Below are 4,197 nucleotides of genomic sequence, written 5' to 3' on the forward strand. Positions count from 1 at the left end.
GTGCTGGTCTGGGGACCGGGCACCATCGGCCTGCTGGCCGCCTCGTTCGCCAGCGCCGCCGGGGCGGAAGTGCACGTGATCGGCATGGACGCCAGCCGCGAGGACCTCGCGCGGACCATGGGCGCCAGCCGTTACCACACGCTGGGCAACCCGCCGCCGCGGACCTACGACGCGGTCATCGACTGCACCGGCGACGAAACGGTCCCCGCCGTCGCCCTGCGGTACGTCGAGCCGGCCGGCCGGATGGTCTACATCGGCGTGTCCGGGAAACCCAGCGTCGTCGACAGCCGCGACCTGGTGCTCAACGACATCACGGCGGTCGGCATCCTCGGCGCGTCGGCCGGGCTCGCGCCCGCGATCGGGCACTACGCGGACGGCAGCGTGGACCCGGGGCCGCTCGTCCACGTCGTCGTCGGCCTCGACCGGGCCGTCGAGGCGTTCGACGGCCGGCTCGATCCCAGCCCGGGAACCAAGGTCCACGTCGATCCGCGGCTCTAACGAGAGCAGCGAGCTGGCAGCCGGAACCCGCGGCCGCAGGCCGTCGGTCATCACATCGAACAGCCGTTTCCTGCGGACCGCGCCGCCCGTCGCGTCGCGCATCCCGGCGGTCGCCGCCTTGAAAACCGCGATCAGGTCGGGGGTATCGATGTCGTCGCGCACCGCGCCGGCCCGCTGGGCGCGGCGCAGCACGACGCCGAGCGCGGCGTGCAGCTCCTCGTGCAGCGGGCCGGGGATCGCGATGGCCTCGGGCAGGTCGCGCTTGACGGTGGCCTCGTCCCCGATCCTGGCCAGCAGGCCGAAGAAGGCGGCGCCCGGGTCAGCGGCCCCGGCGCGCTCGCGCGCGTCCGCGATGAGATCGACGACCCGCGCCGTGACCACCGCCTCGAACAGCGCCTCCTTGGTGGGGAAGTGCCGGTACACGGTGCCGGCGCCGACACCCGCCCGGGCGGCGATCTCGTCGAGCGGCACGTCATACCCGGACGCGGCGAAAGCCTCCGCGGCAGCGCGGAGGACCTTCTCCCTGTTGCGCCGGGCGTCAGCCCGCGTCGCCCGGTCAGCCATAGTTGCTAACCGGGGCGATCGTTCCGTATAGCCGAAGCGGGGCCATCGTTCCGACTCTAGTCACAGAGGACCGCCGGCCCTGCCGCTTTAGCAGAAGAACAGATTCCGGCTCAGTCCCCGACGTCGGCCGTTCATCTCCCCGTCGCCCGAAGCTGCGCCCCGCGTCACGAGCGGAGCGTACATGTTCAAGGTGTGAACATCTCCAGCAACAGGCGTACGGCGAGGCTAGCCGCCGTCGCGGTCGTGTCGGCGGGTGCGCTGCTCACGACCGCGGCGCTCGCGCTGCCCGCGAGCGCGCAACCGCAGTCAAGCCACCACACCCTGTTCGTCAGGCAGATCGCCTTCGGCGCGGATCTGCATCACAAGTACCAGGCCAACGGCAAGGGCGCCTGGCACACGGAAACGCTGACCCAGCCCGACGACATATCGACGCTGGACGGCCGTCTCTACGTCGGCTTCCAGAACGCGACCGGCCCCCAGGGCGAGCCCAGCGCCGACGGCAACCTGGACAGCACGATCGTCGAGTTCACCCTGTACGGCAAGGAAGTCCGGCAGTGGGACGTGCCCGGGCACGCCGACGGGGTCACCGCGGACCCGCTGACGGGCAAGGTCATCGTGACCGTCAACGAGGACGCGAACTCGAGCCTGTTCACGATCTCGGCGGCCACCGGGCACCTCACGCACTACGCCTACAACAAGCCGCTGCCGCACAAGGGCGGCACCGACGCGATCTCGATCTACCACGGCCAGATCCTCATCAGCGCCTCGGCGCCGGGCACGACAGGAACGGCCCCCAAGGGCGCCCCGGCCGTGTACGTGGTGTCGCTGAACCCGTGGACCAAGATCGCCACCGTCCGCGCGCTGTTTAACGACAACTCGACGGCCAAGGCGGTCAACGGCCCGCACGCGGGGACGAACGTCACGCTGGCGCTCACCGACCCGGACTCGAACGAGGTCGTGCCGCACGTCTCGCCGAAGTTCGGCGGTGACTTCATGCTGGACTCCCAGGGCGACCGGGAGCTGATCTTCGACCAGCCGCACAGCTGGGGAGGGGGAGCGAGCCTGAGCGTCCTCGCGATCACCAGGTCGGTCGACGACACGTCCTGGGCGACCGCGCACTTCGGCGCGCTGTACCTCACCGATGCCGCCGCGGACACGGTCGACCAGGTGACCGGCTGGTTCCCGATCGGGACCGCGTACAGCTCGGTGACCCCGTGCGACGAGAACGGCGCCCCGGCCACCTGCCCAGGCCCGGGCTTTCCTGCTAACTACCTGGCCACCGTCAACCTCACGACCGGTGCGCTTACCAAGGTGGCGCTGTCCGGCGCGGCCCTGCAGCCCAAGGGCCAGATTTTCATCAGGTTCTGACCGGTGCGACGCCGGGCATCTCCCTGTCCATGGAGCTAGCCGAGGCGATGCGCACGCAGCACGCGTGCCGGTACTACCGGGACGATCCGGTACCCGACGCGGTGCTGCTGCGCGCGGTGGAGCTGGCGCGGTTCGCGCCCAACGGCGGCAACCGGTGCGCGGTTCGCTTCGTGTTCGTCAGGGACCCGGCGCTGCGCAGGCAGCTGGGGGAGTGGTACCTGCCGCTGTGGGAGGAGGTCGCCGCCGCTGCCCGCAACGGGGCGGCGGCGATCCACGGCGCGGGCGGTGCGGCAAAGAGCGTGCAGACCGGGTTCACCGATACCGCGCGGACGATGGCCGACACCGACCAGTTCGCCCGCCGGTTCGGTGAGCTTCCGGTGATCATCGTGGTGTGCGCCGACCTGGCGCAGACCCATCCCACCGACACCGGGCTCGGCCGGCTGAGCATCGTCGGCGGCGGCTCTGTCTACCCGATGGCGCAGAACCTGTGCCTCGCGCTGCGTGCCCAGGGCGTCGCCACCACGTTCACCACGCTGCTGGTCGCCCGCGAGCCTGAGGTCAAGGAGCTGCTCGGCATTCCCGGGCACATGGCCACGGCCTGCCACATCGTCGCCGGGTACCCGGCCCGCCCGTTCCCGCGACGGCTGCACCGGCCCGACGTGTCCGAACTCGCCTTCGCCGACCGCTACGGCAGCCGGCTCAGTGCAGGCGAGGGCGCGCGGTGAACCAGGCCTGGTCCTCGGTCAGCCACCGGCCGAACGTCAGCCCGGCGGCGTCGAGGTCCGCGGTCAGCTCGGCGTCGCTGATCTCGTAGCAGGTCCAGGCCTGCGTCCAGGTCCGGTCGCCAGCGCGGTACTCCACCTCACAGGACATGGTGGGCGGCGTCCTTCGGGACTCGCGGATCACGAACGTGATCCCGTCCCGCTCCCGTTCCCGCGGCGCGCCAGCGAACGCCGCGAACCAGCCGGGCGGGTTGTACTGGAACACGGCGACACCGTTATCGGCCAGGTGACACCGGCACGTCGCCAGGAACGCCCCGCGATGCTCAGGACCGCTATTCAGCATCCCGGAAGCCAGCAGCACGACGTCGAACTTCCCCGCGAGCCGCAGCGACTCGATCGGCGATCGGGTCACCGGCAGGCCGGCGACGCGGGCGAGCATGCCCGGCGAGTCATCGACCCCGTGCACCCGATGGCCGAGCTCCGCCAGCGGCTTCAGGATCCGGCCGGTGCCGCAGCCGAGTTCCAGGATCGAGGCCCCCTCCGGCACCGCGGCGTGCACGATCTCCGCCTCGCCGAACGGGGGAAGCAGCGTGTAAAGCTCGACGGCGCAGCCGTCGTCGGTGATCTCACCGGGCCCGGTGCCAGTAGCGTGGCTCACGAACAATCAACGGCGCCCGTCCGCACGCGCATTCCGGAAAGCCCGCCGTCCGCGCCGGTTCCCGTTCCCCTTCATCCGGAACGTACGCGGCTTACTCCCGGGCTAACCAAGGTCCCACAACAGGCGGTAGTACCTGGTCCGTTCGGGATCCGGCTGGACGCCGTAGGCGTCGAGCAGCAGCCCCTCCCAGCCGGGGCCGTAGTTCCACCCGGCGCTCCAGGTCGCGATCGCCAGGTCCGCCCACCGGTCCGCGATGCCGAGGCTGCCGAGGTCGACGTGCCCGGACCAGCGGCCGCCGGCCCCGATAAGGGTGTTCGGCGCGCAGGCGTCGCCGTGGCAGACCACCAGCTGGTCGGCCGGCGGGATCGCCGCGGCGCTCTCGAGCGC

Annotated in this window: 5 protein-coding genes and 1 pseudogene; 3 read left to right on the plus strand and 3 right to left on the minus strand. The window is 71.2% G+C overall.

The window, feature by feature from the left end; all coding sequences use genetic code 11:
* The first annotated feature begins 84 nt into the window (after window positions 1-84).
* The gene (locus WA805_RS31195) at window positions 85-498 is read left to right on the plus strand and encodes a zinc-binding dehydrogenase (protein ID WP_425244130.1); all 414 of its coding nucleotides are present in this window, start codon (window positions 85-87) and stop codon (window positions 496-498) included.
* A gap of 42 nt (window positions 499-540) precedes the next feature.
* On the opposite strand, the pseudogene WA805_RS31200 reads toward WA805_RS31195, so the two are convergent.
* Window positions 541-1,062: pseudogene (locus tag WA805_RS31200) on the minus strand (TetR/AcrR family transcriptional regulator); the annotation flags it as partial.
* 192 nt (window positions 1,063-1,254) lie between these two features.
* On the opposite strand from WA805_RS31200, the gene WA805_RS31205 reads away from it, so the two are divergent.
* Together WA805_RS31205 and WA805_RS31210 are read left to right on the plus strand one after the other, a co-directional pair.
* On the plus strand, window positions 1,255-2,430 hold the full coding sequence (locus WA805_RS31205; RefSeq protein ID WP_425244128.1) for a hypothetical protein: 1,176 nt from the start codon (window positions 1,255-1,257) through the stop codon (window positions 2,428-2,430).
* A 29-nt stretch (window positions 2,431-2,459) separates the two neighbouring features.
* Complete coding sequence (locus tag WA805_RS31210; protein ID WP_422289725.1) at window positions 2,460-3,155, plus strand: nitroreductase family protein; 696 nt, start codon at window positions 2,460-2,462, stop codon at window positions 3,153-3,155.
* Here WA805_RS31210 and WA805_RS31215 read toward each other — a convergent pair.
* Together WA805_RS31215 and WA805_RS31220 are read right to left on the minus strand one after the other, a co-directional pair.
* Window positions 3,130-3,810, minus strand: a complete 681-nt coding sequence (locus WA805_RS31215) for a class I SAM-dependent methyltransferase (protein WP_422276146.1) — start codon at window positions 3,808-3,810, stop codon at window positions 3,130-3,132. The genes WA805_RS31210 and WA805_RS31215 overlap by 26 nt on opposite strands.
* 102 nt (window positions 3,811-3,912) lie before the next feature.
* The coding region (locus WA805_RS31220) for a phosphotransferase (RefSeq protein WP_425244129.1) at window positions 3,913-4,197 on the minus strand (285 nt) is incomplete at its 5' end.

This window comes from Trebonia sp. (assembly GCF_049794275.1).
Taxonomy (GTDB): Bacteria; Actinomycetota; Actinomycetes; order Streptosporangiales; family Streptosporangiaceae; genus Trebonia.

Coding starts and splice junctions, on each gene's coding strand:
- WA805_RS31195 (WP_425244130.1), top strand. CDS start 85: ATGGACGCCAGCCGCGAGGACCTCGCGCGGACCATGGGCGCCAGCCGT.
- WA805_RS31210 (WP_422289725.1), top strand. CDS start 2,460: ATGGAGCTAGCCGAGGCGATGCGCACGCAGCACGCGTGCCGGTACTAC.